22 protein-coding genes and 1 tRNA gene are annotated in these 23,806 nt (G+C 66.5%); 15 read left to right on the top strand and 8 right to left on the bottom strand.

Going from position 1 to position 23,806, the window contains the following annotated elements; genetic code table 11:
- Positions 1–142: 142 nt before the first annotated feature.
- From tpiA to CBR61_RS10910, 3 genes are all read left to right on the top strand, one after another.
- Complete coding sequence (gene tpiA / locus CBR61_RS10920; RefSeq protein WP_088914386.1) at positions 143–916, top strand: triose-phosphate isomerase; 774 nt, start codon at positions 143–145, stop codon at positions 914–916.
- A gap of 140 nt (positions 917–1,056) precedes the next feature.
- Positions 1,057–1,431 carry a preprotein translocase subunit SecG gene (gene secG, locus CBR61_RS10915; RefSeq protein WP_088915581.1) on the top strand — a complete coding sequence of 125 codons (375 nt, stop codon included), beginning with the start codon at positions 1,057–1,059 and terminating at the stop codon, positions 1,429–1,431.
- A gap of 134 nt (positions 1,432–1,565) precedes the next feature.
- Positions 1,566–3,203: a CTP synthase gene (locus CBR61_RS10910; RefSeq protein WP_088914385.1), complete on the top strand. Its 1,638-nt coding sequence runs from the start codon at positions 1,566–1,568 to the stop codon at positions 3,201–3,203.
- A gap of 429 nt (positions 3,204–3,632) precedes the next feature.
- On the opposite strand, the gene CBR61_RS10905 is transcribed toward CBR61_RS10910, so the two are convergent.
- Positions 3,633–4,112 (bottom strand): Hsp20 family protein, encoded by a 480-nt coding sequence (locus CBR61_RS10905; protein ID WP_088914384.1) that lies wholly within the window; start codon positions 4,110–4,112, stop codon positions 3,633–3,635.
- 148 nt (positions 4,113–4,260) lie between these two features.
- On the opposite strand from CBR61_RS10905, the gene grxC reads away from it, so the two are divergent.
- The 4 genes from grxC (at position 4,261) to CBR61_RS10885 (ending at position 5,941) form a co-directional block, all read left to right on the top strand.
- Complete coding sequence (gene grxC, locus CBR61_RS10900) at positions 4,261–4,524, top strand: glutaredoxin 3 (protein ID WP_088914383.1); 264 nt, start codon at positions 4,261–4,263, stop codon at positions 4,522–4,524.
- Positions 4,525–4,538: 14 nt separating this feature from the next.
- Positions 4,539–5,360 (top strand): carbon-nitrogen hydrolase family protein, encoded by an 822-nt coding sequence (locus CBR61_RS10895; RefSeq protein WP_088914382.1) that lies wholly within the window; start codon positions 4,539–4,541, stop codon positions 5,358–5,360.
- A 6-nt stretch (positions 5,361–5,366) separates the two neighbouring features.
- Positions 5,367–5,831: a DUF1178 family protein gene (locus tag CBR61_RS10890; protein WP_088914381.1), complete on the top strand. Its 465-nt coding sequence runs from the start codon at positions 5,367–5,369 to the stop codon at positions 5,829–5,831.
- A gap of 33 nt (positions 5,832–5,864) precedes the next feature.
- Positions 5,865–5,941, top strand: a tRNA-Arg gene (locus CBR61_RS10885).
- 153 nt (positions 5,942–6,094) lie between these two features.
- Here the strand turns inward: CBR61_RS10885 and CBR61_RS10880 are convergent.
- The gene (locus CBR61_RS10880) at positions 6,095–7,315 is read right to left on the bottom strand and encodes an MFS transporter (protein WP_088914380.1); all 1,221 of its coding nucleotides are present in this window, start codon (positions 7,313–7,315) and stop codon (positions 6,095–6,097) included.
- Complete coding sequence (locus CBR61_RS10875; protein WP_088914379.1) at positions 7,312–8,229, bottom strand: haloalkane dehalogenase; 918 nt, start codon at positions 8,227–8,229, stop codon at positions 7,312–7,314. The genes CBR61_RS10880 and CBR61_RS10875 overlap by 4 nt, the downstream gene beginning before the upstream one ends.
- Before the next feature lie 152 nt (positions 8,230–8,381).
- Here CBR61_RS10875 and CBR61_RS10870 point away from each other — a divergent pair, with 152 nt between their 5' ends.
- The 4 genes from CBR61_RS10870 (at position 8,382) to CBR61_RS10855 (ending at position 12,544) form a co-directional block, all read left to right on the top strand.
- The gene (locus CBR61_RS10870; protein WP_088914378.1) at positions 8,382–9,545 is read left to right on the top strand and encodes an acyl-CoA dehydrogenase family protein; all 1,164 of its coding nucleotides are present in this window, start codon (positions 8,382–8,384) and stop codon (positions 9,543–9,545) included.
- Between the two features lie 108 nt (positions 9,546–9,653).
- Positions 9,654–9,956, top strand: a complete 303-nt coding sequence (locus tag CBR61_RS10865; protein WP_088914377.1) for an FtsB family cell division protein — start codon at positions 9,654–9,656, stop codon at positions 9,954–9,956.
- A 155-nt stretch (positions 9,957–10,111) separates the two neighbouring features.
- Positions 10,112–11,179, top strand: coding sequence for a pyruvate dehydrogenase (acetyl-transferring) E1 component subunit alpha (gene pdhA / locus CBR61_RS10860; RefSeq protein WP_088914376.1), 1,068 nt, complete (start codon positions 10,112–10,114; stop codon positions 11,177–11,179).
- A gap of 3 nt (positions 11,180–11,182) precedes the next feature.
- Positions 11,183–12,544, top strand: a complete 1,362-nt coding sequence (locus tag CBR61_RS10855; RefSeq protein ID WP_088914375.1) for a pyruvate dehydrogenase complex E1 component subunit beta — start codon at positions 11,183–11,185, stop codon at positions 12,542–12,544.
- A gap of 30 nt (positions 12,545–12,574) precedes the next feature.
- Here CBR61_RS10855 and CBR61_RS10850 read toward each other — a convergent pair whose 3' ends face one another.
- From CBR61_RS10850 to CBR61_RS10840, 3 genes are read right to left on the bottom strand one after another with little or no spacing between them, the layout of a single operon-like run.
- On the bottom strand, positions 12,575–13,264 hold the full coding sequence (locus CBR61_RS10850) for a TadE/TadG family type IV pilus assembly protein (protein WP_088914374.1): 690 nt from the start codon (positions 13,262–13,264) through the stop codon (positions 12,575–12,577).
- The gene (locus tag CBR61_RS10845; protein ID WP_088914373.1) at positions 13,261–13,875 is read right to left on the bottom strand and encodes a TadE/TadG family type IV pilus assembly protein; all 615 of its coding nucleotides are present in this window, start codon (positions 13,873–13,875) and stop codon (positions 13,261–13,263) included. The genes CBR61_RS10850 and CBR61_RS10845 overlap by 4 nt, the downstream gene beginning before the upstream one ends.
- Entirely contained in the window at positions 13,875–15,827 is a 1,953-nt protein-coding gene (locus tag CBR61_RS10840) for a pilus assembly protein TadG-related protein (protein ID WP_157696567.1), read from the bottom strand. The genes CBR61_RS10845 and CBR61_RS10840 overlap by 1 nt, the downstream gene beginning before the upstream one ends.
- 244 nt (positions 15,828–16,071) lie before the next feature.
- Here CBR61_RS10840 and CBR61_RS16845 point away from each other — a divergent pair, with 244 nt between their 5' ends.
- Complete coding sequence (locus tag CBR61_RS16845) at positions 16,072–16,734, top strand: squalene/phytoene synthase family protein (protein ID WP_157696566.1); 663 nt, start codon at positions 16,072–16,074, stop codon at positions 16,732–16,734.
- Positions 16,735–16,783: 49 nt separating this feature from the next.
- The gene (locus CBR61_RS10830) at positions 16,784–17,245 is read left to right on the top strand and encodes a hypothetical protein (RefSeq protein WP_172835950.1); all 462 of its coding nucleotides are present in this window, start codon (positions 16,784–16,786) and stop codon (positions 17,243–17,245) included.
- Positions 17,246–17,249: 4 nt separating this feature from the next.
- Here CBR61_RS10830 and trmFO read toward each other — a convergent pair whose 3' ends face one another.
- On the bottom strand, positions 17,250–18,635 hold the full coding sequence (gene trmFO, locus CBR61_RS10825; protein WP_088914369.1) for a methylenetetrahydrofolate--tRNA-(uracil(54)-C(5))-methyltransferase (FADH(2)-oxidizing) TrmFO: 1,386 nt from the start codon (positions 18,633–18,635) through the stop codon (positions 17,250–17,252).
- A 69-nt stretch (positions 18,636–18,704) separates the two neighbouring features.
- On the opposite strand from trmFO, the gene CBR61_RS10820 reads away from it, so the two are divergent.
- Positions 18,705–19,370: a lysoplasmalogenase family protein gene (locus CBR61_RS10820; protein ID WP_088914368.1), complete on the top strand. Its 666-nt coding sequence runs from the start codon at positions 18,705–18,707 to the stop codon at positions 19,368–19,370.
- Here the strand turns inward: CBR61_RS10820 and gyrA are convergent.
- Positions 19,363–22,152, bottom strand: coding sequence for a DNA gyrase subunit A (gyrA, locus tag CBR61_RS10815; RefSeq protein WP_088914367.1), 2,790 nt, complete (start codon positions 22,150–22,152; stop codon positions 19,363–19,365). The genes CBR61_RS10820 and gyrA overlap by 8 nt on opposite strands.
- 320 nt (positions 22,153–22,472) lie before the next feature.
- Here gyrA and CBR61_RS10810 point away from each other — a divergent pair, with 320 nt between their 5' ends.
- The gene (locus CBR61_RS10810) at positions 22,473–23,804 is read left to right on the top strand and encodes a hypothetical protein (RefSeq protein WP_157696565.1); all 1,332 of its coding nucleotides are present in this window, start codon (positions 22,473–22,475) and stop codon (positions 23,802–23,804) included.
- The last annotated feature ends 2 nt before the right edge of the window (positions 23,805–23,806 follow it).

The following is a 23,806-nucleotide window of genomic DNA, read 5'->3' as shown; positions in this document are numbered from 1 at the left end:
GCGCGGCAACAGGTGTCAGCGCCTTTTGACTAGTGGGGCTTCCTCGGCTAGCGGACGCGGCCCCGGCGCTCTACAGCAGAACACAGAATCACGACCCGCCGGGCCTATCCCTCTCAATAATATAGAAGTGCAAAGGCAGATCATGACCCGCCGACCCTATATCGTCGGAAACTGGAAGATGCACGGCACCCGCGCGATGCTGTCCGAAGCGCGCGCGATCGACCGTGCGGCACAGCGTCACATGAAGGTCGAGGTGGCGCTCGCGCCGCCTTACACGCTGATCCACCCGATCCACCGCGAGGCCGAGCAGATCGCGGTCGGCGCGCAGGATTGCCACCATGCCGAGGGCGGGGCGCACACCGGGGACATCTCGGCGGCGATGATCGCCGATGCCGGCGCCAAGTTCGTGATCCTCGGCCATTCCGAGCGGCGGCAGGACCATGGCGAGAGCGATGCGCTGGTGCGCGCCAAGGCCGAAGCCGCGCTGGCGGCGGGGCTGCGCATCATCATGTGCTGCGGCGAGAGCGCCGAGACCCGCGATTCGGGCAAGGCGGTGGCTTTCGTGAAGCGCCAGCTCAAGGCCTCGCTTCCGCCCGCCGACCGGATCCCGGGCGAGATCGCCGACCGCATCACCGTCGCCTACGAGCCGATCTGGGCGATCGGCACCGGCAATGCCGCCACCACCGACGACATCGCCGAGATGCACGCCGCGATCCGCGCGCTGCTGGTCGAGCTGCTGGGCGAGGAGCAGGGCGCGGAGGTGCGCATCCTCTACGGCGGTTCGGTCAAGCCGGACAATGCCGCGGAAATCTTTGCCGTGCCCGAAGTCGGCGGGGCGCTGGTCGGAGGCGCGAGCCTCACCGCCGACAGCTTCATGGGCATCGCGCTGGCCGCGAGCGAGCCCTTCGAGAACTGAGGCGGCGTCCGCGCGCCGCGCCCTCTGCGGGGGCGCTGCCTGCGGGCGGGCTTGCCGCGCGCGCGTCTCGCGCCTACATGGCGCGCAACATCCGCAACCGGGCGACCTGATCGCCCCTGCCACGAGAAGTCTTCATGTCGCTGTTCATCTTCCTCACCGTGATCCAGGCCCTCGTGGCCGCCGCGCTGGTCGGCGTCGTGCTGATGCAGCGCTCCGAGGGCGGCGGGCTCGGCATCGGCGGCAGCCCGGGCGGCGCTTTCGGCGCGCGCGGGGCGGCGGACTTCCTGACCCGTTCGACCAAGTGGCTGGCGGTCGCCTTCGTGGCGCTCTCGATCGTGCTCGCCGGTCTCGCGGTGCGCGAAAGCCGGGTCGGCGGGGTGACGAGCACGCTGGACCGCGCGGCTCCGGCACCGGCAGCGCCCGATCTGCTCGCCGATCCGGTCCCGGCCCCCGCGCCGGCCGAGCCGGCCCCGGCACCCGCGGCACCCGAAGCCACAGGCGAGGGCGCGCAGTAACGCCCTTGCTGCCGGGCGCGCGCCGCTGCGCCCGGTTTGACCGCTGGTCACCCCACACCGCTGTGGATGGCGTCCCCGCGCGGGGCGCAATTCGCTTGCCCCGAATCCCTCCTGTTGCTTAAGGCCCGAATCCCATGGCGCGGTTCATTTTCATCACCGGCGGCGTGGTCTCCTCGCTCGGCAAAGGTCTCATGGCAGCCTCTCTGGCGGCCCTCCTTCAGGCGCGCGGCTACAAGGTCCGCATCCGCAAGTTCGACCCCTATCTCAACGTCGATCCGGGGACGATGAGCCCCTACCAGCACGGCGAGGTCTTTGTCACCGACGACGGGGCCGAGACCGATCTCGACCTCGGCCATTACGAGCGTTTCACCGGCGTCTCGGCGCGCCAGAGCGACAACATCACCTCGGGCCGGGTTTACCGCGACATCATCGCCAAGGAGCGCCGCGGCGATTATCTCGGCGCGACCGTTCAGGTGATCCCGCACGTCACCGACGCGATCAAGGAATTCGCGCTCGCCGACCAGGGCGACCATGATTTCATCCTGTGCGAGATCGGCGGGACGGTGGGCGACATCGAATCGCTGCCCTTCATGGAAGCGATCCGCCAGCTTCGTAACGAGCTCGAGCCGTTCCAGACGGTTTCTGTCCACGTGACGCTGGTGCCCTACATCAAGGCGGCGGGCGAGCTTAAGACCAAGCCAACCCAGCACTCGGTGCGCGAACTGGCGGCGCTCGGGATCAAGCCCGACATCCTGCTGTGCCGCGCCGAGCATCCGATTCCCGAGAGCGACCGCCGCAAGATCGCGCAATTCTGCAACGTCCGGGCCGAGGCGGTGATCCCCGCGCTCGATGCGCCCTCGATCTACTCGGTCCCGCAGCAGTATCACGCCGAGGGGCTCGACCGCGAGGTGCTGCGCGCTTTCGGCATCACCGACGCGCCCGAACCCGACCTGTCCGCCTGGAAGGACGTCACCGACCGTCACTTCAACCCCGAGGGTGAAGTCACCATCGCGGTGGTGGGCAAGTATGTGGGCCTCCCCGATGCCTACAAGAGCCTCAACGAGGCGCTGGTGCATGGCGGGCTCGCCAACCGCGTGAAGGTCAATATCCGCTGGATCGACGCGGAGATCTTTGAAGGCGACGACGACAGCCAGATCATCGCCCAGCTCGAACCGATGCACGGCATCCTCGTGCCCGGCGGCTTCGGCGAGCGCGGGAGCGAGGGCAAGATCGCAAGCGTGCGCTTCGCGCGGGAGCGGGGCGTGCCCTTCTTCGGAATCTGCCTCGGCATGCAGATGGCCTGCATCGAGGGCGCGCGCGCGGCGGGTTTCGAGAAGGCGTCCTCGACCGAGTTCGGCCCGACCGACACGCCCGTCGTCGGCATCATCACCGAATGGATGAGCAAGGAAGGCCTCCAGAGCCGCGCCGAGGGCGGCGATCTGGGCGGTACGATGCGGCTTGGCGCCTACACGGCCAAGCTCAGCCCCAACAGCCACACCTCGCGCATTTATGGCGGCGCGGAGACGATCTCCGAGCGCCACCGCCACCGCTACGAGGTCAACAGCGCCTTCATCGAGCCGCTCGAGAAGCAGGGCCTGATCTTTTCGGGCATGAGCCCCGACGGGTTGCTGCCCGAGATCGTCGAGCGGCCCGATCATCCATGGTTCGTGGGCGTACAGTTCCATCCCGAACTGAAGTCGCGCCCCTTCGATCCGCATCCGTTGTTCGCCGGCTTCATCGCCGCAGCCTTGCAGCAGTCGCGGCTCGTCTAGGAGCGTCCTGTCTATTTTGGCAGGGGGCGACGAAAAGCCCATTGGACCGCGTTAGCGGTAGGGGCGTAGCGGGCCCTTTCATCGCGGCGGAACGCCCGATGCAATCCTTTGTTTCACCGGCCTGATGGGCTGTGTCGTATCCTTACAACCTGTGCAGATTGCCCTTGCGTCTTGTTGCGATTCCGCATTAGACCGCTGGCCGTTGGTCACGGTTTTTCAGGAAACCGGCCGCTAGGACTTATCCGTGCCGCCGTGCTTCATGGCAGCAGTCCGGAGCGGTCCTTTCGGGGGTGTTCCAGTAACGAGCTTGTTTGGTGTTGTCCGTCTTCTGCGACCCGGACGGACAGGACCGGACAGGGCGACGAAAGTCGCGGGGGCGGATCGCAAGATCCGCCCCCTTTTGATTCGTGCCGGCTTGCGGGCCGGAGGTCAGGCGGCGCTGGCCGCGTCGCTGTCGTCGGGAGACGGCACCGCCGTCAGGGTTGCCGCGCCGCCGATGGCGATCTTGCGCGGCTTCATCGCATCGGGAACCTCGCGCACGAGATCGATGATCAGCAGTCCGTCAGCGAGGTCCGCGCGCTCCACCCGCACGAAGTCGGCCAGTTCGAAGCGGCGTTCGAAGCCACGGTTGGCGATGCCGACGTGGATCAGCTCCGATCCGTCCTCGGCCTCCTCGCGCTTGCGGCCCTGCACGACGAGCAGGTTCTGCTGCGCGGTGATGTCGATGTCCTGCGGGCGGAAGCCAGCAACCGCGAGGGTGATGCGGTAATTGTCCTCGCCGCGGCGCGAGATGTTGAAGGGGGGGTAGTTGTCGCCGGCATTGAGGCGCGCCTGGTTCTCGAGCAGGTCGAACAGGCGATCGAAGCCCACGGTGGAGCGGCGATAGGGGGTGAAATCGAAACGCGACATTGGCAAATCCTCCTCTGGAGCAATTTGGTTCGGGCGCGGGCCTGCCGGATGCAGCACCCGCCTTGCCGCCGTGACCGTTTCCCGAGACTGGCGAAACGCGGCGACAGGCCCTATCTGGTTTTCCGACGAGAGCTTTCAAGAGGTGCAAATGGCCGCCCCCCAGATCGACATCTACACCAAGTTCGCCTGTCCCTTCTGCGTGCGCGCCAAGCGCCTGCTGACCGAGAAGGGTGCCGTCTTCAACGAATACGACATCACGATGGGCGGGCCGAAGCGCGAGGAAATGCTCGCCCGCGCCCCGAACGCGATGACGGTGCCGCAGATTTTCATTGGCGATACCCATGTGGGCGGGTCGGACGATCTGGCCGCGCTTGAACGCGAGGGCAAGCTCGACGCGCTTCTCGCGGGATAGGAGCAGACCGTCTGATGCTCACCATCGGCGTCCTGCAGATGACCTCGGGTGTGGACCCGGAGGCCAATCTGGCGGTGATCGAGGATGCCGCAAAACGTTGCGCCAAGCGCGGCGCGCTGATGCTGTTCACCCCCGAGATGTCGCTGCTGCTCGACCGTGATCGCGCCCGCGCGCGTGCCTGGATCGAGAGCGATGCGCCGGACAGGGTGATCGAGAGCCTCTCTGTTATCGCGGCCAAGCAGCATCTCGATATCGTGGTCGGCTCGATACCGGTGGCGGCGGGTGGGGGCAAATGGGCCAACCGCACGCACTACTTCCACCCCGATCTCGGCCCGCCTGTCACCTACGACAAGACCCACATGTTCGACGTCGATCTCGCCAGCGGTGAGAGCTGGCGCGAAAGCAACGCCTACGAACCGGGGCGCGAGGTCGTGACGGTCGAGGATACGCCGCTCGGGCGGCTCGGTCTCACGATCTGCTACGATCTCAGGTTCCCCGCGCTGTTCGGTGCGCTTGGTGACCGCCGCTGCGATGCCATCGCCGTGCCCGCCGCCTTCACCCGGCCCACCGGCGCAGCCCACTGGCACGTGATGCTGCGCGCCCGGGCGATCGAGGCGCAGGCCTTCGTCATCGCCGCAGCCCAGGTTGGTCGCCACGAGGACGGGCGCGAGACCTATGGTCACTCGCTTGTCGTCGACCCGTGGGGCGAGGTGCTGCTCGACATGGGCGGCGATGCGCCGGGCCTCGGTTTCTGCGACATCGACCTTGGGCGGATCAGGGAGGTGCGTGCCCAGGTTCCGGCTCTTGCCAACCGGCGGGAAATCGCCAAATCCTGACGCGCCATGATCGTCTACGACCTTGCCTGCCATGAAGGCCACCGTTTCGAAGGGTGGTTCGGCTCCTCGGCCGATTACGAGGACCAGCGCGCCCGCGGCCTGCTCGCTTGCCCCTCTTGCGGTTCGGGCGAGGTAAGCAAGGCCCCGATGGCCCCTGCCGTGCCCGCCAAGGGCAACAGCCGTCAGGAGGTGCTCCCGTCCGAACCGCGGCCCATGGCGAACACGCCGATGCCGCCAGAGGTGCAGAAGGCGCTGGCGGCGCTCGCCAAGGCGCAGGCCGAGGCGCTCAAGAATTCCACCTGGGTCGGCGACAGGTTCGCCGAGGAGACCCGCAAGATGCACTATGGCGAGCGCGACGAGGCCCCGATCCACGGGCAGGCGAGCCTCGCCGAGGCCAAGGCGCTGATCGAGGAGGGCGTGCCGGTGGCGCCGCTGCCTTTCCCTGTGGCGCCGCCCGAAAAGTTGAATTGATCGGAAAGCCCCTGCTGCTATGAAGCCGCTCGGGACCCCGTAGCTCAGCAGGATAGAGCATCAGATTCCTAATCTGAGGGCCGCGCGTTCGAATCGCGCCGGGGTCACCATCCACCCCATCGTCTGCCGGACAGACAAAAGGCGCTCGGCCCAACCGGAGTGACAGGCGATTGACCCGTCATTCGGTATCTGGCCGTAGCGCCTTTCAAGAACCTGTTTACCGACAGAGGCTTAACAAGAAGTTACGCCTTACACCTTGTGTGTCAGCCACTGGGAACACCGGGGGATTTGCGCCAGCGGCGCTCGGCATGGGCGGAGAGGACCAGCACGCCTGCCGACATGGTCAGCAGTAGCGAACAGGTCGCGCCCCATCCGCCCAGATCGTAGACCGCCGTGCCGAGCGCGCTGCCGATCGCTCCGCCGATGAACATCGCGACGATGTAGCTGGTGGTGAGCCGTGTGCGGATGTCGGGCGCGAGGGTGAAGAGCGTCATCCGCCCCGTCACGTCGATCGTCGGCCCGACGAGGTTGGTGAGGAGCAGCGGCACCATCACCCCCCAAATGCTGTGCCCGAGCGGATAGAACAGCGCGATGCCCGTCATCTGAACCACCGCCGCCCCGAGCCTTGCGCGGCGCGGGCCGACCCTGTCCGCCCAGCGACCGAGCCGCGGGGTGCTGAACACGCTGACCGCGGCGATCGCGGCGAGATAGCCGACATCATCGGTCCCGTAACCCATCGCAGGGCTTGTCAGATGTAGCGCCAACGCCAGCCAGGTCGCGGTGAAGGTCGCGAAGTTCAGGCCCTGGATCGCGGCGGAAAGACGCATGTCGGGGTGTCTTGCAGCGAGGGTGAAGACCGAGGCGATCAGCGCCCCGTAGCCTGCCGGGGGCTGCTTGGCGGTGGCCTCGCTTTTCATCGCGAAGGGCAGGAATGCGGTCACCGCCACCATCAGCACCAGCGCGCAGACATAGACCGTGTGCCAGTCGGCGCGCGCGGCGATGATCCCCGCGCCGACCCGCGCCACGAGGATCCCGAAGATCACTGCGGCGGTAAGCTGCGCCGTGACCTGCCCCAGCCGCTCAGGCGCGACCCGCCTCGAGGCGAAGGCGGGGATCAGGTAGGGCGCGATGGTGACGAAACCGAGCAGGGTCGAGGCTGCGGTGAACGTGACGAAACCGGGGGCGAGCACCATCCCGCCGAGACACAGGGTCTGGCCCGCGACGAAGATCAGGCACAGCCGCCGGTTCGGATAGAAATCGCCGAGCGGCAGAAGCAGCAGGATCCCGAACGCCAGCGCCAGTTGGTTGAGCGCCGGCACCAGCCCGATCTCCGCCTCGCCGACGCCGAAACCGCGCGCGACCTCGCCGATGATCGGGTGGATGTAATAGGCATTCGCCGTCACCACCGCGATGGTGAGCGCGAGCGCCCGCTCCTGCGTGCGGGTCAGATAGGCGGGGACGGGGGCAGGGGAGGCTTGGGTCAAGTCAGGAAGCCTGCCTTCCGCGCCATCGCGATCACGCCCTGCGAGAGCGCCTCGGGGTGGTCTTCCTGGCTGAAATGGCCGCACTTCGGGAGCATTGCGTGAGGCTGACCGGCTGCGCCCCTGATCCGGCCGGTGAGCAGCGGCGCCGCCTTGCCCAGCACCGGGTCATCCTCGCCGAACAGCGTCAGGAAGGGTTTGTCGAAAGCGGCGAGCCCCTCCCATGCCGCGATGTTGTCGGCGACCCCGTCCTTGTCGTCCTCGACCGGCACCAGCTGCGGAAAGGCGCGCGCGCCCGCCTTGCTGGCCTCGTCGGGGAAGGGGGCGTCATAGGCGGCGACTTCCTCGGGCGAGAGGGTAGTCTGGCAGCCGCGGTCCATGATTCCGCCGATGCGGAACTCCGGCGAGGAGCGGGCGAATTCGCGCCATGCGAGAAATCCCGGCGACGCCGTGCCGCCGCCGGTCGGCAGGAAGGTGTTGCTGGCGACCACGAAGGCGAAACGCTCCGGCTCCTGCCCGACGAGGCGCAGCCCCAGAAGCCCGCCCCAGTCCTGGCAGAACAAGCCGGCCACCTCGGGAACGACCGCGTTGCGCCATTGCTTCAGCCACCCGGCATGGCGGGCATAGGTGTAGAAGGCCTGATCGTCGGGCTTGTCGCTCTTGCCGAAGCCGATGAGGTCAGGCGCGAGGCAGCGGAAGCCGGCGTCCACAAGCAGCGGGATCATCTTGCGATAGAGATAAGACCACGACGGCTCGCCGTGGAACAGCAGCAGCGGCGGGGCGTCCTTCGGCCCTTCGTCGAGGTAGTGCATCCGGGCCGACAGGCCCTCGCCGAGGTCGATGGTCAGCCAGTTCTCGGCGAAGTCGTAGCCCGGCAGGTTGGCGAAGCGGGCGGGGTCATGGGCGATGATCTGCATGGATGGGGCCTCCCTCTCTGGTGAGTCGGTAGCAGATCGAAACGGGATTGCCAGACCCCGTGTCTTTCGCGAAAGCGCGCAAATTGGTGAGGTGGACTTGCGCGCGCGGCGAAGGCAAGCCGTCGCCGATCAGGAGGAGAGAACGCGTGTCGATGTCCGCCCACGAGCCCGAGGAACTGGCCGAGATCCGCCGCGCGGTGCGCGCGCTGTGCGACGGTTTTCCGGGGGAATACTGGCGCGCCAAGGATGCCGTGCGCGAATATCCGGCGGAATTCGTCGATGCGCTGACACAGGCGGGTTTCCTCGCGGCGTTGATCCCGGTCGAGCACGGCGGGAGTGGCCTCAGCCTCGAGGCGGCCTGCGTCATAATGGAGGAGATCCAGGCGAGCGGGTGCAACGGTTCCAGCGCCCATGCGCAGATGTACATCATGAACACCCTGCTGCGGTATGGCTCACCGGAGCAGAAGGCGGCCTATCTCCCCCGCATCGCCAGCGGGGAGCTGCGCTTGCAGGCCTTCGGGGTGAGCGAGCCCACCAGCGGCACCGACACGCTCTCCCTGAAGACTCGCGCCGTGCGTGACGGTGATCATTATCTGATCAACGGCCAGAAGATCTGGACCAGCCGCGCCGAACATTCCGACCTCATGCTCCTCCTCGCCCGCACCACCCCGCGCGAGGCGGCCGCGAGCAAGACCGAAGGCCTCTCGATCTTCCTTGTCGACATGCGCGAGGCGCTCGGAAACGGCATGACGGTGAAGCCGATCCGCACGATGATGAACCACTCGTCCTGCGAGGTGTTCTTCGATGATCTGCGGATCCCGGCTTCCGCACTGGTGGGCGAGGAGGGCAAGGGCTTCCGCTACATCCTCTCCGGCATGAACGCCGAACGCATCCTGATCGCGGCCGAGTGCATCGGGGACGCCAAGTGGTTCATCGAGAAGGCGACCGGCTATGCCAGGGATCGCAGTGTCTTCGCGCGCCCCATCGGCCAGAACCAGGGCGTCCAGTTCCCGATCGCGCGCTGCTACGCCCAGATGCGCGCCGCCGAGCTGATGGTCCATCATGCGGCGCGGGTCTATGACGAAGGCGGCAATCCGGGGGAGGAGGCCAACATGGCCAAGCTCCTTGCTTCGGAAGCCAGCTGGGCGGCGGCGGACATGTGCGTCCAGACCTTCGGCGGCTTCGGTTTCGCCGAGGAATACGACGTCGAGCGCAAGTTCCGCGAGGCGCGGCTCTATACCGTGGCGCCGATCTCGACCAACCTGATCCTCTCCTACCTTGCCGAACACGTGCTCGGCCTGCCGCGTTCCTACTGAAACCGGGCAATTCCCCACCGGATTCCTGCGCATTGCGGCGCATTCTTCTTGCAGCGAAAGGCCAAGTGTGATTCTGTCGACGGCAGCGGCAAGGGGACAAATCGCGTCATGCGCAGACCGGCGACGGACAACAGGCTCAAGAAGGTAGCGGCGCTGGGCGGCCTGCTGCTGCTCGCGGGCTTTGCCGTGGCCGGGCCGACGGGCCTGCTCGCCTGGAGCGAGAACGCGACCGCGCTCGAACAGCGCAAGGCCGAGATTGCCGAGCTCACCGCTAAGCGCGATGGCCTGCGCAACCGCGTGATGCTGCTCGACCCCGAAGCCGCCGACCCCGATCTTGCCAGCGAATTGGTGCGCGACCAGCTGGGCGTGATGCGCGAGGACGAGGTCGTCCTCACGCTCGAGGACGAGTGACCCGATCCTAACGCGCAAGGCGCGCTGATTTCGTATGCGCGTTCGGTTTTCTGCAACGCCTTGCCGTTGCGTCAACCCCGTCCCACTGCCTATAGAGCAAACAGTTGGACGGCGCTTCTCCTCCCCATGAGCGCGCCAGAGAGAGGGATACTGTCTTGGCCAAACAGCCTGCTAAGAAGTCCGCCAAGCCTGCGGACGATGCCGATTTCATTCTCCATTCGCTCCAGGACGCCTTCGAGGCGAACAAGCGCTACAAGGCGAGCGAGGCGGAGATGCTCGAATTCTACCGCCAGATGCTGCTGATCCGGCGGTTCGAGGAAAAGGCGGGCCAGCTCTACGGCCTCGGCCTGATCGGCGGGTTCTGTCACCTCTATATCGGCCAGGAGGCGGTGGCGATCGGCCTGCAGTCGGCACTCGACAACGAGCGTGACAGCGTCATCACCGGCTACCGCGATCACGGCCACATGCTCGCCTACGGGATCGACCCCAAGGTGATCATGGCCGAACTGACCGGCCGCGAGGCCGGGATCTCGAAGGGCAAGGGCGGGTCGATGCACATGTTCTCGACCGAGCACAAGTTCTACGGCGGCCACGGCATCGTCGGCGCGCAGGTGGCGCTGGGTGGGGGCCTCGCGCTTGCGCACCAGTACAACGAGGACGGCGGCCTGTGCCTCGCCTATTTCGGCGACGGCGCGGCGAACCAGGGCCAGGTCTACGAGACCTTCAACATGGCGGCCTTGTGGAACCTCCCCATCGTCTTTGTGGTCGAGGACAACCAGTATGCGATGGGCACCGCGACCAAGCGGTCGTCTGCCGAGACCCGCTTCTACCGCCGCGGCACCGCATTCCGCATTCCGGGGATGGAAGTGAACGGCATGGACGTGCTCGAAGTGCGCGCGGCGGCCGAAGTCGCCTTCGCCCATGTCCGCGCCGGCAAGGGCCCGGTGCTGATGGAGTGCAACACCTACCGCTACCGCGGCCATTCGATGTCCGACCCGGCGAAGTACCGCACCCGCGAGGAAGTGCAGGAACAGCGCGATCATCACGACCCGATCGAGGGGCTCAAGAAGGTGCTGATCGAAGCCGGCAAGACCGAGGACGAATTGAAGGCGATCGACAAGGCGATCCGCGCCGAGGTGGCCGAGGCCGCCGACTTCGCCGAGACTTCGCCCGAGCCGGGTGCGGGTGAACTCTACACCGATGTTCTCGTGGAGGAGTACTGAGCCATGGGGATCGAACTGAAGATGCCGGCGCTCTCGCCGACGATGGAGCAGGGCACGCTCGCCAAGTGGCTGAAGCAGGAAGGCGACCGGATCGAGCCGGGCGACATCATTGCCGAGATCGAGACCGACAAGGCGACGATGGAATTCGAAGCCATTGATGAAGGCGTGCTGGAGAAGATCCTTGTGCCTGCGGGCACCGAGGACGTGGCGGTCGGCGCGGTGATCGCGCTGATCGCAGGGGAAGGGGAGGCAGCTGCTCCCGCACCGGCGCCCGCGCCCGCAGCCGAACCCGCTCCTGCTCCGGCGCCTGCTCCGGCACCCAAGGCCGAGAAGCCTGCTGCGGCCGCGCCTGCCGCCGATCCCGCCATTCCCGCCGGCACCAACCTCGTCAGCACCACCGTGCGTGAGGCGCTGCGCGACGCGATGGCCGAGGAAATGCGCCGCGATCCCCGCGTCTTCGTGATGGGCGAGGAAGTCGCCGAGTATCAGGGCGCCTACAAGGTGACCCAGGGGCTGCTCGCCGAATTCGGCCCGAAACGCGTGATCGACACGCCCATCACCGAGTACGGCTTTGCCGGCATCGGTACGGGCGCAGCGATGGGCGGCCTGCGTCCGATCGTGGAGTTCATGACCTTCAACTTCGCGATGCAGGCGATCGATCACATCATCAACTCGGCCGCCAAGACCAACTACATGTCGGGCGGCCAGATGCGCTGCCCGATCGTGTTCCGCGGCCCGAACGGTGCCGCCTCGCGCGTGGCGGCGCAGCACTCGCAGAACTATGGGCCGTGGTATGCGAGCGTGCCGGGCCTCATCGTGATCGCGCCCTACGACGCTGCCGATGCGAAGGGGCTGATGAAGGCGGCGATCCGCTCCGAGGATCCGGTCGTCTTCCTCGAGAACGAGCTGGTATACGGGCGCAGCTTCGATGTTCCGGATGTCGATGATTACGTCCTTCCCATCGGCAAGGCGCGGATCGTGCGCGAGGGCAAGGACGTCACCATCGTCAGCTATTCGATCGGCGTCGGCCTCGCGCTCGAAGCGGCGAACACGCTGGCGGGCGAGGGGATCGATGCCGAAGTGATCGATCTTCGCACCCTGCGTCCGCTCGACAAGGAGACTGTGCTGAAGAGCCTCGCCAAGACCAACCGCCTGATCGTGGCGGAAGAGGGCTGGCCGACCTGCTCTATCGCCAGCGAGATCATCAGCATCTGCATGGAGGAGGGCTTCGACCACCTCGATGCGCCTGTCCTGAGGGTCTGCAACGAGGACGTGCCGCTTCCCTATGCCGCCAACCTCGAAAAGCTTGCGCTGATCGATGCCGCGCGGATCGCCGAGGCGGCGCGCAAGGTGTGCTACAGGTAGAGCCTGCCCGGCAGGGCCGCCCGGCCGCGATCAGGTCGGGCGGGCTGCCGAATAGGTGGTGCAACTCGCCACCGGCCCGCCGGCGTAAAGCCGGGTGAGGTCGCGGTTGTCGCGCACGTTGAAAGCGGCGGTGTAGGTGATCGTCTGGCCCTCGAAGATCTCGACGGGCAGGGGCGAGGTGAAGTCGTAGGCGACTTCGACGAACATCACCGCAGTTCCTTGCGAGGCGGTGATGTAGCGACCCGGCTCACCCATACCGGGGAAGGAGGTTCCGGTCGCGCCGGCCCCCTCGCGGCCATAGGTCGAGTCATGGCGCTTCGCGCCGCGGCACCGCTGCCATGCGATCCACTGCCCGCCCTGCGCGTTGCGCTGGAGGCTGGAGATGATCACCCGCCCCTGGCCGAAGATGTTGATGTTGTCGCCGAGCTTCTCGGCTCCGATGAGGGTCTCGGCGATATCGCGTTCGAACACCTTGCGCGCGGTCAGCACGTCCTGCTCGCCGACGCGCGAGGCGTTGTCGGCGACCTGCATCGCGATCTGGCTGACCTGCAGGTGGGTGATCACCAGCAGCGCGGTGTCGGTGCCGAGCATCCCCATGCCGAGCACCAGCGGCGCGGCGAAGGCGAATTCGACCATCGCGAGACCCGAGCGGTCCCCGGAGAGGTGGCGGGCAAAGGCCCGTGCCTTCGCCAGCGGTGAGACCGGTTTGGTGTCGGTCATGTGCAGTTCCTCGTCGTGGTGATGCGGTCGTTCTGCTCGTCGAAAGGCTGGTTGCGCAGCACGGTGGAAGCCTCGAGCGTGACCTCCTGCGGCAGGCCGATCATCCCGTAGAGCGGGAACAGCCGCGGATAGGAAACCCGCGCGGTGTAGAGCACGGCGTCGCGCGCACCGCCGATCCCGTCCTTGCCGCGATCCGCATCCCACTGGCCGTTGTCGTTGGTGTCGACATAGGGTTCGTTGTTGTTGCAGATGTCGTCGTCGTTCTGGTCGGTAAATTCCTCGGGCTCGCCGATATCGGCGAAGTCGAAGTGCGACACCTTTTCGAACACGACCGTGGCGCTGGCCGGCATGAGCGAGCGGACCTGGTCGGCAACGCGCTGGTCGATGTTCGCCTCCTGGCTGTTCGCGTTCTCGAGGGTGAGATCGCGGCCCGCCTTCTGCAACGCGCCGTGCAACACCGAGCTGGTGTACTGCGTGTGCGCGATGTCGAACAGGCCGATGACCATCAGGATCAGGACCGGTCCGACAAAGGCGAACTCGACGAGGGTGACCCCGCTGCGGTCGTCGCGCAGCTGCCTTAGGAAGTCACCAATACGGTGCAGGCGGCGCATCACGAGGTGAGCCTCAGCGCGGCGATCTTCTGCGCGATTTCCTGAAATTGCGCATTGAGGGTCGCCGAATCGTTGGCCTGGAAGGCGCGTCCGGGGGAGGCGCAGTCACGGAGATTCTGCGTCAGGGTTGTCCCGAAGGCGACCACCCAGACGGTGATGTTCTCCTGCTGGGCGGCGCGGCAGATGGCCTGCAGACGCGCAGCGCGGCGGGTCGCTTCACGGTTGGAGTCGCCATTGCCGGTGACACGGCGATCCCACCATTCGATGCCTTGGGTCGAATAGTTCTCGACCCCGGTCACCAGAAGGCCGTCCGTCATGAACACGATGTGCCTCGCTATCGCATCGCCGTTGGGCGCTTCGGCGTTGTCGGCGGCGAACATCCCGCGCGGCGAGATGAAGCGTGCGCCCCAGAGCATGCCGATATCGTGATAGGTGTTGCCGCTTGCTGCGAGGCTGTTGACGTAGTTCTGCAGGTCGGTGCGGGTGAAGGGCTGGCCTGTGCCGATTTCCCGGAGCCGCATGGCTGCGCGCGGGCAGACCCAGCCGGGGCGGTCCTGGTTGCCGGTCGAAGTCACCCAGGAGGTGGTGCGGTTCCCGCTGCCGTCGCGTCGTTCATAGACTGCACTGTTGAGCGAGGGCTTCCAGCGCTGGGCATCGTTCTGCGGCACCAGGTTGATGTTGAGGTCATGGGCTGCATTCGGAATCGGGCTGTAGTTACCGGTGGTGTCCATCCACACCGGTTCCTCGATGCAGCCGCTCCAGGTCTGGGTGATCATCGCCCCGTTGGTGCCTACCGGGATCTGCAGCGTGTTGTTGTTGTAGATCGAGGAGAGGTTCACCGTCTCCCAGCCGGCGGGGCTGCGCGCCGGATTGTTGACATTGCAGGGATTGGCGACGCCGGGCGTGACTTGGCAATAGATCCACTCGCGGAACTGCGGCGTGACGTCGGTCGCGGTCAGCTGACGGGTCTTGCGGACCCGGGCGCGGCAACCGGCAAGGTTGTTGTTGCTGCCGTTCCACGGCCACTGGTTGAGCACGAATTCGGTCGCCGCGAACACCTGCCAGCTCTGGGTCTGGCCGTTGACAGTGACGGTATAGGTGTTGGGGTAATTGGTGCAGACATTGCGCGCCGTTGTCCCAGCCGAACCGTCGGTACGGAAGCGGTAGTGATCGGTGTTCGTCGAGTTGAAGTTCGAAGTCGACCGCGGCAGGAATTCGACAGCGTCCGACAGGACGATCGTGTCGCCTTCATTGTTGTTGGGGAAGGCGGCCGGCCAGTAGCGCGCGACGCGCGACTGGTAGGTGTGGCTGTCGGCCATGTATTCGCGCGGGATCGAGAAGCCGACATTGACCTGCTGCGAATAGGGCACCACGCCGTAACGCACCTGTGCGCTCGCCGAGGTTGCTGCCTGCACGGTATCGTAGAAGTTCATCACCGCGCTGCGCAGCGCGACGATCTTGGAGCCCGAACCCGAATTGCACTGGGTGCCGTCGGGACACTCGGACATCGAGCCCGTAACGTCGAGCACGAACATGATGTCGGTGTTCGAGATGTTGATTTCGGCGCTGCAAGAGACGGTGACGTTGAACTCGTTGTAGCCGAAGGCGCCCATGATCGTGGTGGGGAGGGTGGCGCTGGCATTGCCGAACACCACGCCGTTGCCATCGGAGGTGAAGTTGCGCGTGCGTCCCGAGACGCCGTAAATACCTTCGTTGAAGTTCTGGTCGAAGAAGTTGAGGCCGATCTGGCGATGCGCGGTGGTGAAGGTGTCGTCGGTCATCGCCCTTCGTGCGGCGAGCGCGCCAGCGTCACAGGCGGCCTGCATGCGCGCGGTCGCCATGTAGTAACGACTGGCGTCGACGCCGCCGCCCACCATCGCCATGAGCGGAACCATCGCCGCTGCGGAAATCGCGAGCGTGTTTGCGGACTTGTCGCGCAGCAGTCTGCGCATGAACGACATTCCTGTCTGCATTTCTCGCCCCATCGGATCGGTGCCCCTTCCTGATGCCGCACGCGCAAATCGCGCAGGCATTCCAGATGCAGCCTGAGGCCTTAATCGGGTCTGGTAAGCGGATTGCCAAAGTTCGTGGTTAGCGAATTCCTAATGGCCGTTAGCGGTCGGCTTTCGCCCCTTGCGTGCCGGGCCGGGACAGTTTGCTTGCCAAGCCTGCAAAGCCTTGGTTAGGCGCAGGACCGTGACCCCCGATCCGACCGATCCCCTGCCTCCCGAGGCCGAACTGGCGCTGGCCTGGTCCGGCCCGAAGGTTCGCGGGCCGTTAAGCATAGCTCTTCAGTTTGATCGCAGGCTGGCCCGGATCGTGGCCCGCACCAGCGAGCCGATGCTTGGCCAGATGCGGCTCGCTTGGTGGCGCGAGGCCCTTGCAAAGCCACGGGATCATCGCCCGCGCGGGGATGCCGTGCTCGATGCGATCGGGGTGCATTGGAAGGGGCGGGAGAGCGTGCTCGCGCCAATGGTTGACGCGTGGGAAGTGCTGGTTATCGCCGAGAAGATTGGCCCCGAGGAGGCAGCCGCTTTCGGTGCCGGGCGCGGGGCATTCTTTGCCGGACTTGCCGATGGAGAGGCTTCCGGCTTGGTGGCGGCGCGGCTCGGGCTGGCCGGGCGGCGCTGGGCGCTGGCCGATGCCGCCGCGGGCGTTTCCGATACGGCCGAGCGCGCGGTGCTGGTCGCGGCCGGGCTCGCGCCGGGGGAGGGCGTGGGCAGGATTCCGCGTGCCCTGCGCGGTCTTGCCGTGCTCGAGGCGCTCGCACTCCGTGCCCTGCGGGGAGGAGGACATCCGCTGATGCTCGGCCGGGGCGCGCCGCTGGCAGCGCTCGGTGCCGCTATCTTTCGCGCATGATTACGTATATTTACGGAGCGGGATCGTAGCAAAAAGGGGGGGCAGACCCTTGCGACAGATCGTGCTGGGAGTGCTGGGTGGCTTGGTCCTCGCCGGGGTGGGCGTGTTCTGGTGGCAGGGCCGTGCGGCGATCGAACAGGGCGCTCCGCCACCTGCTGCCGCGCTGCCCCCGACAGACCGGGAACAGCTTCCGCTTGCCGATCCAGGCAGTCTCAAAGGTCCGGCGCCGCCTGAACTCAGCGACCTCAGCCGCGAGGAACAGCGCTTCTTCCGCTATGACCGCAACCGTGACCGGCTGATCAGCCGCAACGAGATGCTCGCCAGCCGAACCGAGGGCTTTCGCAAGCTCGACAAGGACGGCAACAACCTGCTGACCTTCGAGGAATGGGCGGTTGCCACGGTCGACCGCTTCGAAAGCGCCGACATGGACGGCGATGATAGCCTGACCCCGCGCGAATTCGCTGCCACGGCTCCCAAGCCCGCGGCGAAGAAGCCCGCCTGCAAGTGCTGAGCCGCTAGGCCGGTACCGCCGCGCGGGTCTCGCCGATCCAGCGTTCGAGATCGGCCTTGGCGCGGGTGGTGTAGGCCTCCTTGCGGGCCTTCTTGCCGACCTCGTGGAGCGGTGGGAACAGGCCGAAATTGATGTTCATGGGCTGGAAGGTCTCGGCCTCGGCATCACCGGTGATGTGGCTGAGTAACGCGCCCAAGGCGGTTGTCGCGGGCAGAGGCTGCCATGCCCGGCCCGCCAGTTCCGCCGCCGTCATCATGCCCGCCACAAGGCCGATCGCCGCGCTTTCGACATAGCCCTCGCAGCCCGTGACCTGCCCGGCGAAGCGGATATGCGGCGCGGCCTTCAGGCGCAGCTGGCGATCGAGCACTTGCGGCGAGTTGAGGAACGTGTTGCGGTGAAGGCCGCCCAACCGGGCAAACTCGGCGTTCTCCAGCCCCGGGATGGTGCGGAACAGCTCTATTTGCGCCGCGTATTTCAGCTTGGTCTGGAAGCCGACCATGTTCCACAGCGTGCCGAGCTTGTTGTCCTGTCGCAGCTGCACCACGGCATAGGGCCAGCGGCCTTGCGGGAACTCGGGCGTCGTATCGAAGGGATTGTCGAGTCCCACACCCTTCATCGGCCCGAAGCGCAGCGTGTCCACCCCGCGCTCGGCCATGACCTCGATCGGCATGCAGCCGTCGAAATAGGGCGTGTCCTTTTCCCACTGTTTGAACTCTGTCTTCTCGCCCTCGATCAGCCCCTTGTGGAAGGCGAGATACTGCTCCTTCGTCATCGGGCAGTTGATGTAGTCGCCGCCCTCGTTCGAGGCCTCGGTCCGCTTGTTCCAGCGCGACTGGATCCAGACCTTGCTCATGTCGATGGAATCGCGGTGGACGATGGGGGCGATGGCATCGAAGAATGCGAGCCGTTCGGCACCGGTCGCGCGCACGATACTCCCCGCCAGCGCCTCGGCGGTTAGCGGCCCGGTAGCGACGATTGTGAGGCCCGCCTCGGGCAAGGCATCCACCCGTTCGCGGACGATGGTGACATTGGGGTGCTGGCTCAGCGCCTTCTCGACCTCGGCCGAGAACACGTCGCGGTCGACCGCCATCGCGCTCCCAGCGGGCACCCGCGCGACTTCGCCTGCACGCATCACGAGGCTGTCGAGCGCCCGCATCTCGTGGTGAAGCAGGCCGACGGCGTTCTTGGCATCGTCGTCGGAGCGAAAGGAGTTGGAGCAGACCAGTTCGGCAATCCCGTCCGTCTGGTGCGCCGGGGTCATGTCGCCGCTGCCGCGCATTTCCGACAGTCGCACCCGCACCCCGCGCTGCGCGAGCTGCCAGGCCGCCTCGCTTCCGGCGAGGCCGCCGCCGATTATGTGCACATCGTGGGAAGTCGCAGGTCCGGTCATGGCGGGGCAGGTAATTGCGTGTTAGCCCCCCGGCAAGCCCTAAGGGGTTTGCGACAGGGACGGGACCGAATGGCGAGGCAAGCACTGATCGAACAACGGCCGTGGCTGCTGGCGAGCATCGCGGCGGCGGTCGCCTATTACTTCCTGCGCGACAACCCGGTGGGGGAGGGCACCTGGGGCCTCCTCGCCAAGGGCGCCTCGGTCGGCCTGCTCGCGGTCTATTCGTGGGTGCGCGTTCCGTCGGAGTGGCGGGGGCGCGACGGCATTTTGCTGGTTGTGGCATTGGTGCTGGCGGCGGCGGGCGACGTGGCGATCGATCTCAATTTTGTAATCGGCGGCGCTTTCTTCGCCTCCGCCCATATCGTGGCCGTGATCCTCTACCTGACCAACCGCCACCCGCGCCCCTCGCCGACCCAGAAAATGATCGGGGCTGGGCTGCTGATCGGAACCCCGCTGGTCAGCTTCCTGCTGAGCGGGGCGGCCGAGGTCGCCATCTATGGCGCCTTTCTGGGCGCAATGGCGAGCGCGGCCTGGATGAGCCACTATCCCCGCTACCGCGTCGGCACCGGGGCGGTGCTGTTCGTGATCAGCGACTGGCTGATCTTCTCACGCATGGGGCCGATCAACCTCGCTCCGCTGCCCGATCTGCTGATCTGGCCGATCTACTATGCCGGGCAGGTCATGATCGCCACCGGGATCGTGCAATGCCTGAGGGGTGAGCAGCCCGTCAGGTGACGGGCGGCTCGGTCTTGCCCGCAAGTTCCGCAGCGATCGCTTCCTCGGCCGGGTTCTCCGGCTCCTCGGTCTCGTCGATCAGCGCCGCGCCGACGATGTGTTCGCCCTTGGCGACATCGAAGATGCGGATGCCGGACGAGCCGCGGCCCGAGATGCTGAAGCCCTTGAGGCTCTCGAATCCGCCCTCGATCAGGTGGCGGAAGTCGATGCCGAGCCGGATCAGCTTGGCCTGGTCGGTCACCAGCATCAGCTGCGAGCCGTGCTTGACGGGGAAGCTGGCAACCACCGGGCCGTTGCGTTCCGGATTGCTCTCGGGCGCACCGATATTGGTGATGCCCTGTCCGCCACGCGATGTGGTGCGGTATTCGTAGGCCGACGAGATCTTGCCGTAGCCGTTGGCGGTGATGGTGAGGATGAATTCCTCGGCCTCCGCCATTGCCGCCACCTGATCGGCGGGCAGGGTCGGCACGGCGCCGTTGTTCTTCCATGCCGCCGCGCGGACGTAGGCCTCGCGCGTTTCCATGTCGGCAGTGAGCGGGGCAAGCACCGCCATGCTGACGACCTTGCCGCCCTTCTTCAGGCTCATGCCGCGTACCCCGATGCCGGTGCGGCTCTTGGTCTCGCGCGCGTCGGTGGCGGAGAAGCGGATCGCCTTGCCGCTGTCGCTGGCGAGGAAGATCTGCTGGTCTTCGGTGAGCAATTGCACCCCGATCAGCCGGTCGCCCGAACCCTCGACGAAGCCCATCGCATACTTGCCCGCGGTCGGGATGTTGGCGAAGGCGTCCATCGAGTTGCGGCGGACCATGCCCTGCTCGGTGGCGAAGACGATATTGAGGTCGGCCCAGCTCGCCTCGTCCTCGGGCAGGGGCAGCACGTTGGTGACGCGCTCGTCCTCGCCCAGCGGAAGGAGGTTGACCATCGGGCGACCCTTGGTCTGGGGGCCGCCTTCGGGCAGCTTCCACACCTTCATGCGGTAGACGCGCCCGGTGTTGGTGAAGAACAGCACCGGGTTGTGGGTGCTGGTCACGAACAGCTCGACGACGGCGTCTTCGTCCTTGGTCGCCATGCCCGAGCGGCCCTTGCCGCCGCGGCCCTGCGCCCGGAAGGTGTCGAGCGGGGTGCGCTTGATGTAGCCGCCGTGGGTGACGGTGACGACCATCTCCTCGCGCTCGATCAGGTCCTCGTCGTCGAGACCGTCCCATGCGGGCGCGATCTCGGACAGGCGCGGGGTGGCGTAGGTCGCCTTGATCTCCTCGAGTTCGCCGCGCATCACCTCGTAGAGCTTCACCCGGTCGGCGAGGATCGAGAGATATTCCTCGATCGCGGCGGCAAGGCCCTTCAACTCGTCGCCGATCTCGTCACGGCCGAGCGCGGTGAGGCGGTGGAGGCGCAGTTCGAGGATCGCCTTCACCTGCCGTTCGGACAGGCGATAGGTGCCGCCGCTCTCGTCCGCGTTAGGCTCGATCGCCTCGACCAGGCGGATATACTGTGCGATGTCGCCGATCGGCCATTCCTTGGCGAGCAGCCGCGCGCGGGCCTCGGCCGGATTGCGGGCGGAGCGGATCATCGCCACCACCTCGTCGAGGTTCGAGACCGCGACCACGAGGCCGAGCAACAGGTGCGCCCGCTCGCGCGCCTTGTTCAATTCGAACTTGGTGCGGCGGGTGATGACCTCCTCGCGGAAGGCGATGAAGCTCTGCACGATGTCGCGCAGGGTGAGCGTTTCGGGGCGGCCGCCGCGGATCGCCAGCATGTTGGCGGGGAAGCTCGACTGGGCAGGCGTGTGCCGCCAGATCTGGTTCAACACGACTTCCGGCGTGGCGTCGCGCTTCAGGTCCACCACCACGCGCACACCCTCGCGCGAGCTTTCGTCGCGGATGTCGGCGATGCCCTCGATGCGCTTGTCCTTCGCGGCCTCGGCGATCTTCTCGACGAGGTTCGACTTGCCGACTTGGTAGGGGATCGAGGTGAAAACAATCGACTGGCGCTCGTTGCGGCCGCGCTCGATCTCGTGGCGGCAGCGCATCAGGATCGACCCGCGGCCCGTGGTGTAGGCCATCCGCGCCCCGTGAGTGCCGAGGATCAGCGGCGCGGTCGGGAAGTCGGGGCCGGGGATGTAGCGGATCAGCTCTTCCGAGGTGATGTGCGGGTTCTCGATGAAGGCAAGGCAGCCGTCGATCACTTCGCCGAGGTTATGCGGCGGCACGTTGGTCGCCATGCCGACTGCGATCCCGCCCGCGCCGTTGACCAGCAGGTTGGGGAAGCGTGCGGGCAGGACGGCCGGTTCCTTGCGGCTGCCGTCGTAGTTGTCGGTGAAGTCGACCGTGTCCTTGTCGAGATCGTCGAGCAGCGAGTTCGCGACCCGCGCCAGCCGCGCCTCGGTGTAGCGCATCGAGGCCGGCGGATCGGGGTCCATCGAGCCGAAATTGCCCTGACCGTCGATCAGCGGCACGCGCATCGACCAGGGCTGGGTCATGCGGGCGAGGGCATCGTAGATCGCCGCGTCGCCGTGCGGGTGGTAGTTGCCCATCACGTCGCCAACGATCTTGGCGCTCTTGCGATAGGGCCGCCCGGCGACGAAGCCGCCTTCCTGGCTGGCGAAGAGGATGCGGCGGTGCACCGGCTTCAACCCGTCGCGCACGTCGGGCAGCGCGCGGCTGACGATGACGCTCATCGCATAGTCAAGATAGCTCGACTTCATCTCGTCGACGATGTCGATGCGGTCGAAGCCGCCCATGGGTGCGGGCGGGGTGGAATCGAGGATGTCGCTGTCGTCGCTCAAGGTCGGGGCCGTTTCTGCTTGTGTCTGGTGCCGCGTTCGGCGGGCCGGGCCATATCAGGGCCGGGGGGTTCCCACCATTTAGGCACATGACGGGGACTTCGCCACCACCCAGGCAGAACACAGCGGGAACGGGGTGCATTTTTCCACACTTGGAAGCCCCGGCCGCGCCAATCGTCACGACGGCATTCAAAGCCCGTTCAGCACGGCGCGGCTAGCGGCAATTGCAAATCCCGCGCGAGCCGTTCAAAGGTCCGTCCGGATTCCGTCGCAGGGCGTGCTCCGGCAAGGGGCGCCCGGCTGCGCTACTTGTGGAGGATGCAGTGACCAATATGTCTTCGCCCCGTGCCTCGACCCGCCTCGCGCGCCAGCTTGCGCTGGCCATGGCGCTCGCCGGCGGCACCGCCGTGCTGGCCGTGCCGGGCTTTGCCGACGCGGCCTATGCCCAGAAAAAGAAGAAGGACGAGAAGGCCGACGCCGGCAAGCCGGTCTATTCGAAGGAATTCGTTGCGGCCTACCAGCCGATCGACACGGCCCTGCGCGCGCCGACGGCCGACCTCGCGGCGCTCAAGCCGCAGGTTCTCGCGCTCCTGCCGCTGGCCACCTCGCCCGACGAGCAGCTCGCGCTAGGCGGCATGATGTTCAACACGGGAATCAACGCCAAGGATCTGCCGCTGCAGTTCCAGGGCGTCGAGCTGATGCTGGCGAGCGGCAAGGTCAAGCCCGAGGAAACGGGCAAGTTCAACCTGGTCGCCTTCCAGATCGCCAACGAACTCAAGCAGTACGACAAGGCCCGCGGCTACCTCCAGAAGGCGATCGACCTCGGCTACAGTGCGCCGAACGTCTCGACCTCGGACCTGCAGATGAACATGGCCGAGCTCTACTTCTCGGAAGACCGCTTCACCGAGGGCCTCAAGTATCTGAGCGACGCGATCGCCGCGAAGAAGGCTGCCGGCCAGCCGGTCGACGTGCGCTGGTACAAGCGCGGCGTCTCGGTCGCCTACACCAACGAGATCGTCCCGCAGGTCTACGACTTCGTCCAGGCCTGGGTGAGCGATTACCCGACCCCGGAAAACTGGCGCGATGCCGTCAACCTCACCCGCAACCTCAACGAGTACGACGGCCCGGTGCTGCTCGACCTGCTGCGCCTCGGCAAGAAAGTCGGCACGCTTAAGGAAAAGAACGACTACGTCTTCTACATCGAATCCGCCGACACCCGCCGCCTGCCGGTCGAGGTCAAGGCGGTGATCGAGGATGCCTACGCGACCGGCGTCATCCCCAAGGGCAGCGACAGCTGGGTCGAGGAGCAGTTCAAGACCGCCAGCGGCCTAATCGCGGAAGACCAGAAGGCCCTGCCGGTGCTCGAGCGTGACGCCAACGCGCCGACCGCGCGGCTGCGCACTGTGATCGCGGCGGGCGATACCTTCCTAAGCTACGGCGAATACGCCAAGGCCGCCGGCTTCTACGAGCGCAGCCTGACGATGCCCGAGGTTGACCGCAACCTCGCGCTCACCCGTCTCGGCATCGCGCAGATCGGGGCTGGTGACGTTGCTGCGGCCCGCGCCACTCTCGCCAAGGTCGAAGGTCCGCGTGCGCCGATCGCGATGCTGTGGACCGCCTATGCCGAGCAGGCCGGCGGCGCCACGGGCGGCTGAAC

The organism is Porphyrobacter sp. CACIAM 03H1, from assembly GCF_002215495.1.
Classification (GTDB): Bacteria; Pseudomonadota; Alphaproteobacteria; order Sphingomonadales; family Sphingomonadaceae; genus Erythrobacter.
The sequence above is the reverse complement of the archived record's forward strand: the minus strand, read 5'-3'. Positions and strand labels throughout refer to the sequence as shown.

What these genes read in the sequence shown, in the direction of transcription:
- CBR61_RS10850 (WP_088914374.1), bottom strand. Translation starts at nt 13,264, where the DNA reads ATGACCGACACCAAACCGGTCTCACCGCTGGCGAAGGCACGGGCCTTT.
- tpiA (WP_088914386.1), top strand. Translation starts at nt 143, where the DNA reads ATGACCCGCCGACCCTATATCGTCGGAAACTGGAAGATGCACGGCACC.
- CBR61_RS10845 (WP_088914373.1), bottom strand. Translation starts at nt 13,875, where the DNA reads ATGCGCCGCCTGCACCGTATTGGTGACTTCCTAAGGCAGCTGCGCGAC.
- CBR61_RS10905 (WP_088914384.1), bottom strand. Translation starts at nt 4,112, where the DNA reads ATGTCGCGTTTCGATTTCACCCCCTATCGCCGCTCCACCGTGGGCTTC.
- CBR61_RS10870 (WP_088914378.1), top strand. Translation starts at nt 8,382, where the DNA reads ATGTCCGCCCACGAGCCCGAGGAACTGGCCGAGATCCGCCGCGCGGTG.
- CBR61_RS10875 (WP_088914379.1), bottom strand. Translation starts at nt 8,229, where the DNA reads ATGCAGATCATCGCCCATGACCCCGCCCGCTTCGCCAACCTGCCGGGC.
- CBR61_RS10895 (WP_088914382.1), top strand. Translation starts at nt 4,539, where the DNA reads ATGCTCACCATCGGCGTCCTGCAGATGACCTCGGGTGTGGACCCGGAG.
- grxC (WP_088914383.1), top strand. Translation starts at nt 4,261, where the DNA reads ATGGCCGCCCCCCAGATCGACATCTACACCAAGTTCGCCTGTCCCTTC.
- CBR61_RS10890 (WP_088914381.1), top strand. Translation starts at nt 5,367, where the DNA reads ATGATCGTCTACGACCTTGCCTGCCATGAAGGCCACCGTTTCGAAGGG.
- CBR61_RS10855 (WP_088914375.1), top strand. Translation starts at nt 11,183, where the DNA reads ATGGGGATCGAACTGAAGATGCCGGCGCTCTCGCCGACGATGGAGCAG.
- CBR61_RS10910 (WP_088914385.1), top strand. Translation starts at nt 1,566, where the DNA reads ATGGCGCGGTTCATTTTCATCACCGGCGGCGTGGTCTCCTCGCTCGGC.
- CBR61_RS10865 (WP_088914377.1), top strand. Translation starts at nt 9,654, where the DNA reads ATGCGCAGACCGGCGACGGACAACAGGCTCAAGAAGGTAGCGGCGCTG.
- CBR61_RS10840 (WP_157696567.1), bottom strand. Translation starts at nt 15,827, where the DNA reads ATGCGCAGACTGCTGCGCGACAAGTCCGCAAACACGCTCGCGATTTCC.
- CBR61_RS10820 (WP_088914368.1), top strand. Translation starts at nt 18,705, where the DNA reads ATGGCGAGGCAAGCACTGATCGAACAACGGCCGTGGCTGCTGGCGAGC.
- trmFO (WP_088914369.1), bottom strand. Translation starts at nt 18,635, where the DNA reads ATGACCGGACCTGCGACTTCCCACGATGTGCACATAATCGGCGGCGGC.